A 5,116-nucleotide genomic window follows, 5' to 3' on the forward strand; every position below is an offset into this window, starting at 1 on the left:
ACCGCGTCAGCCGCCGTTGTCGGCGGCGGTTGCGCCTTGCAGCAGGGGTCTACGGTTGGGTAAGCGGCCGTAAATAGTCGCCCACGTCAATCCGTATCACGAGTTCCGCCTTTTGTATAAGCCGGGCGGGGTGGCCGCGCCGGAGCTTTGTGTCATCACAACACCCCCAAAAAGATGGCAAAGACAATCTTCATTACCGGCGCCTCGCGGGGCTTCGGCAAACTCTGGGCCGAGGCCTTCCTAAAGCGCGGCAACAACGTAGCCGCCACGTCCCGCAACGTGAGCGGCCTGCAGGACCTGGCCGACGCCTACGGCGCGGCCTTCCTGCCGCTGGCCCTCGACATTACCGACCGAGCCAGTGTCTGGCTGCCGTGCAGCAGGCCCACCAGCAGTTTGGCTCGCTCGATGTGGTCATCAACAACGCCGGCTACGGGCTGTTCGGAGCCGTGGAGGAATTGGAAGAGCAGGCCGTGCACGATATCCTCGACGCCAATCTGCTCGGTACGCTTTGGGTAACGCAGGCGGCGCTGCCCCTCATGCGGGCCCAGGGGAGCGGCCACCTCATTCAGCTTTCCAGTATATTGGGCATTACCAGCGCGGCGGGCACTGGCATTTACAGCGCCACCAAGTTTGCCGTGGAAGGCCTGAGCGAAGCCCTGTACCACGAGGTGAAAGGCTTCGGCATTCACGTCACGTTGGTGGAGCCCAACACGTTCAAAACCGACTTCGGCGGCACTTCCGCCGTGCACAGCCCCACCATTGCGGCCTACGACCAGGCCAAGGCCTCGCTGTTCGCCCTGCCCAACTTCCACCCGGACAACTACGGCGAGCCGGCCGCCACGGTGCCGGCCATCCTGCAGCTGGTAGATGCGCCGAACCGCCGCTGCGCCTGTTTATGGGCAAGGCCGCCTACCCTTGGGCCCGGGAAGTGTACGCCGAGCGCCTCGCCAGCTGGGCTGAGTGGCAGCCCGTGGCCGAGCGGGCCCACGGCTAAGCACCCCTCCCCTGCCCCCGGCTAAACGCGAAAATCGCCCCTGCTCCTCCGGGGAGCAGGGGCGATTTTCCGTATCTTTCACCTGGCCTTGCCCCGCCCGTTACGACGTGCCCCGACCATGAAGCATTTCACCAGCATCAGTGCCTTTCACCGCGCTTGTGGCTACCCGCTGCCCCAGCAGCCGCTGCTGAGCCTACTCACCTGCGAGCAGCTGCTGCGCTGCACCTTCGGCGAGGACCCGCTGACGACGGATTTCTACATGATCAGCTTCCGCAAAATGAAGCCTAGCGGTCGGTTCCTCTACGGCAAAACCAGCTACGACCACGAGGCCGGCGCCCTTTCCTTTATAAAGCCCCGGCAGGTCATCCAGATTACGGACCTGCAGCTCGTCGAAATGGCCTTCATGCTTATCGTGCACGAAGACTACCTGCTGGGCCACCCGCTGCACGCGGAAATAAAAAAGTACGGCTTCTTCGAGTACGAAGTCAACGAGGCCCTGCACCTGGCGCCGCGCGAGGAAAAGATTCTCTGGGACCTGTACCACCAGATGGGCTTCGAGTACGGCAACAACCCGGACGAGTACAGCAAGGAGATTATTCTCAAGCACCTGGATTCGATGCTTTCCTATTCGCAGCGCTTCTACAAGCGGCAGTTTCTGAACCGCAGCACCTTGTCGGGCAGCACGGTGACCCGGCTCACCAGCCTGCTCACCACCTACCGTGAGCAGGGGCATCTGCAGACTCTGGGCCTTCCCACCGTGAAGTACCTGGCCGACCAGCTGCACACCTCCCCGCGCTACCTCACCGATTTGCTTAAGCAGGAAACCGGCAAAACCGCCCTCGACCACATCCATGCCTTCTTGCTGGACGTAGCCAAAAACCTGCTCATCAGCTCCGACAACACCATTGCCCAAACAGCCTACGAGCTGGGCTTCAACAACCCGCCTTACTTCACCCGCCTCTTCAAAAAACAAATCGGCCTGACGCCCCACGAGTACCGGGCCAAGTTCCTGAACTAATTCGCCGGTTAAAGCCAAGCCTGGCAGGAGCAGAAGCTGGCGCATGCCGACCACCGGGCCTACCGCCGGCGCATTTTGGTGCAGCTCAACTGGGGCGAGGGGCAGCACGCCGTGGCCCGAGCCGTGTTCCACAGCAAGAAAGGCGAACTGCGCCAGCGGTACCGCGAGGGCATGGAAGACCAACTAGGGGCCCTGGGCCTGGTCGTCAACGCCCTGGAGCTGTGGAATACCCGCTATCTACAGCAAGCGCTGGAATACCAACAAGCCTGGTGGAACCGCCAGAGCCGGGCGACGTGGCCCGCCTTTCGCCCTTGCTGCACGAGCACATCAACATGCTGGGCCGCTACGACTTCACCTTGCCCGCAGGCATTGCCGCCGGCGAGTTGCGCCCGCTGCGCGATCCGACCACTTGGGAAGAACAGCCCTGCGCAACTGCCTTAACGGGAATTTCTGTTCTTACTCTTGCGCTACCCCCAGAGTGGTAAAGCAGTTGCCGTAAGTAGCTGAGTCCACAGGCCGACTCTCGCAAATTATAGCTTGAGTGTAACAAGTTGTACCGGCAACTCTGGGGGTTCAGAAAGTGGAATACGGAAAGGTCAAGACTACGTGCGGATTCACCTTCCCTCCTCCCCTACCGTCCGCGCACAACCAAGAAGCGTGGCGTGCACTTAGATGCTATTTGATGCACTCCTCGCTAAATTCACGGGTCAAAAGACTCTAGCAGAGAAAGACGCTGCCACAAGGTAGTATGGAGGCGTTTGTGCTTGATAAGGCAATGTCCCGTGATGTCGATGACCGTCCAGTCGTCTAAGCGCATGCTCAGGCAGCTCATACACATCAACTGATTCATACTGTATTCACAAACATTAATAATACTGTAGTTAAATGTAAATAATTTAACTACAGTATGTTACATATCTATTTTGCAACTAAATAAACAATCATTTTCGAAAGTATTTCTGCAACTGGATAAGGTTCCTGATTTAGTTTTAGTTTTGGAATCTATTAGTTGTCGCTTTCTTGTGCGCTGGTTGATGCCAGCCTTTGAGCATCTTGCAGTTCTCCTCTATTCCACTTTCAATAAGATGAAAAATGTATCCCGGCGTGGATTTGTCGAGCGGCTTGGGATAGGCCTAGGCGCCTCCATCCTGCTGCCCTCCTTCACTGCATATCCCCAGCGCGGCGCGCTGCCCTATGCAACTAAAAAACTCCAGGTTGCGGTCTGCGGATTGGGTCGGTATGCAAATCTGGTGCGCGAAGGCTTGGCCGCCTCCCAGTACTGCCAGTTGGCGGGCATCGTGACTGGCTCGCCAGCAAAGGCATCGCAATGGAAGGCCGAGTATCACATTCCCGAAAAGAACATCTACTCTTATCAGACCTTCGACACGATACTCGCTAATAAGAGTATTGACTTGGTCTACATTACCTTGCCCAATGGCTTGCATAAAGAGTACACGCTCCGGGCAGCGAAAGCTGGCAAGCACGTAATAGTTGAAAAGCCGATGGCGCTGACCGAGCAGGATTGTCAGGAGATGATTGCCGCCTGCCAGCGGGCCGGCGTCCAGCTGGCGGTGGGCTATCGGCTGCACTACGAGCCCCACCACATCGAACTCAAACGGCTTGGGCAGGAAAAGGTATTCGGGCAAGTACGCCTGATTGAAGCCTCACTGGGCTACCGGCTGGCTGACATCGACCCCAAAGACTGGCACTTAAACAAAGCCCTAGCCGGCGGGGGACCATTAATGAATTTGGGAGTGTACTGCGTGCAGAGCAGCCGCTACGTGCTTGGCGAGGAGCCCGTGGCCGTAACTGCCCAGTTTGGCCCTGTTACCCTGCCGCATTTGTTTACGGAAGTAGAAGAGTCCATTACGTGGCAACTCTACTTCTCCAGTGGAGCCGTGTGTACCTCCACCGCAACCTCCACGTGCAACATCGACCGATTCTTCGCCTCGGCGGATTCGGGCTCCTTTGAGCTCAGCCCAGGCCTGAGCTACGGGCCCTTTCGAGGCAAAAGCAGTCAGGGCGCCTTTAACTTCCCCGTCATCAACCAGCAGGCGGCCCAACTGGATGGCATTGCTACTACCTGTTAGCGAACAAGCCCCTGCCAGCGCACATCTCAGGCGAGGAGGGCCGGAAAGACCTCCGAGTGCTGGAGGGCATTTACACAGCCGCTAAAAGTAGGCAGAAGGTATCCTTGCGGTAGATTGCGCCGCCTCCTCATTCAAAAATTACAACTACTCACACAACTATACCTACAACTATTTAGAGTTGTGTTTTTTGGCTGCCTTTTCGATTTTCTCCTTCACTGCTGCTACTACAAAATCGTGAATAGAGATACGGTCCCGTTTAGGTAAGCTGTCCTGAATGGCGCGAATCTGCGCAAGCTCACTCTCGTAGATTTTGAAGGTAAAGGACTTGAGTTTGTCCTCTACGGGCTCCGACTTAGCAGGAGCAGGCACTAGGGGTTCCAGGACGGAGCCGCCCTTGCTGATCATCTCCTGCATGGCAGGGTTGGAGAGGGCAGCCGGTAGGGTGGGTGGGAGGCCGAGCTTAGGTTTCTTCGTAGCCATATGTTGTTGATAATGTTGTACAGCTATACCTATTCTTACAAGTCATTCTAGTTGTAAAATAGGTTGCTAAAAAAGTTCTTTATTTAGTTGTACTCATCACGCTTTGTACGCTTGTACACAGCTCGTTGATCTCAGCAATAGCTTTCTCATCGTTTGGTTTTATTTCGAGTACTCCTAACCCTGACGCCGCCGCATTAGCAAATGAGATACGGTTGCCCACGGAAGCCTCCAGGAAATGGAGGTACTCCGAACTGCGTAGAAGCTCGGCGGCTTCTTCCTTGTACGTACCACGGGCGTCCGCTTTGTTAATGAAGGTCAGGGAGCGCAGGCCCGGATTGAAGGGGGCTACTTCGGCAATTAGGTTCTCTACTTTTCGCAGCGTCCAAATATCGAGCGAGCGAGGAGCAAAGGGCACGAGGTACAGTGGGAGATGGTTAGGGCCGAACGCTGGCTGACGGTATCGCGGCCGCCCGTGTCAATGATGATATCGTCGCACTTCGTAGCTAGGCGTTGTACTTGCGCATTCAGTTCACG

General features: G+C 56.8%; 4 protein-coding genes and 2 pseudogenes. 4 read left to right on the forward strand and 2 right to left on the reverse strand.

The features are described from left to right. The first annotated feature begins 174 nt into the window (after positions 1–174). The 4 genes and pseudogenes from VI25_RS21005 (at position 175) to VI25_RS21020 (ending at position 4,102) form a co-directional block, all read left to right on the forward strand. A pseudogene (locus VI25_RS21005) lies at positions 175–1,019 on the forward strand (SDR family NAD(P)-dependent oxidoreductase). A gap of 93 nt (positions 1,020–1,112) precedes the next feature. Beyond that, a complete protein-coding gene (locus VI25_RS21010; RefSeq protein WP_055562824.1) occupies positions 1,113–2,012 on the forward strand; it encodes a helix-turn-helix domain-containing protein in 900 nt (299 codons plus the stop codon). A 48-nt stretch (positions 2,013–2,060) separates the two neighbouring features. After that, a pseudogene (locus VI25_RS23675) lies at positions 2,061–2,497 on the forward strand (Tn3 family transposase); the annotation flags it as partial. 600 nt (positions 2,498–3,097) lie between these two features. Further along, on the forward strand, positions 3,098–4,102 hold the full coding sequence (locus VI25_RS21020; RefSeq protein WP_316934394.1) for a Gfo/Idh/MocA family oxidoreductase: 1,005 nt from the start codon (positions 3,098–3,100) through the stop codon (positions 4,100–4,102). A 168-nt stretch (positions 4,103–4,270) separates the two neighbouring features. Here the strand turns inward: VI25_RS21020 and VI25_RS21025 are convergent, their stop codons facing one another. Together VI25_RS21025 and VI25_RS21030 are read right to left on the reverse strand one after the other, a co-directional pair. Beyond that, positions 4,271–4,582, reverse strand: a complete 312-nt coding sequence (locus tag VI25_RS21025; protein ID WP_045690674.1) for a hypothetical protein — start codon at positions 4,580–4,582, stop codon at positions 4,271–4,273. A 79-nt stretch (positions 4,583–4,661) separates the two neighbouring features. Then, on the reverse strand, positions 4,662–4,997 hold the full coding sequence (locus VI25_RS21030) for a hypothetical protein (protein WP_055562826.1): 336 nt from the start codon (positions 4,995–4,997) through the stop codon (positions 4,662–4,664). Between the last annotated feature and the right edge of the window lie 119 nt (positions 4,998–5,116).

It is taken from the genome of Hymenobacter sp. AT01-02 (assembly GCF_000961955.2).
Lineage (GTDB): Bacteria > Bacteroidota > Bacteroidia > Cytophagales > Hymenobacteraceae > Hymenobacter > Hymenobacter mucosus.

What these genes read in the sequence shown, in the direction of transcription:
- VI25_RS21010 (WP_055562824.1), top strand. Translation starts at nt 1,113, where the DNA reads ATGAAGCATTTCACCAGCATCAGTGCCTTTCACCGCGCTTGTGGCTAC.
- VI25_RS21020 (WP_316934394.1), top strand. Translation starts at nt 3,098, where the DNA reads ATGAAAAATGTATCCCGGCGTGGATTTGTCGAGCGGCTTGGGATAGGC.
- VI25_RS21025 (WP_045690674.1), bottom strand. Translation starts at nt 4,582, where the DNA reads ATGGCTACGAAGAAACCTAAGCTCGGCCTCCCACCCACCCTACCGGCT.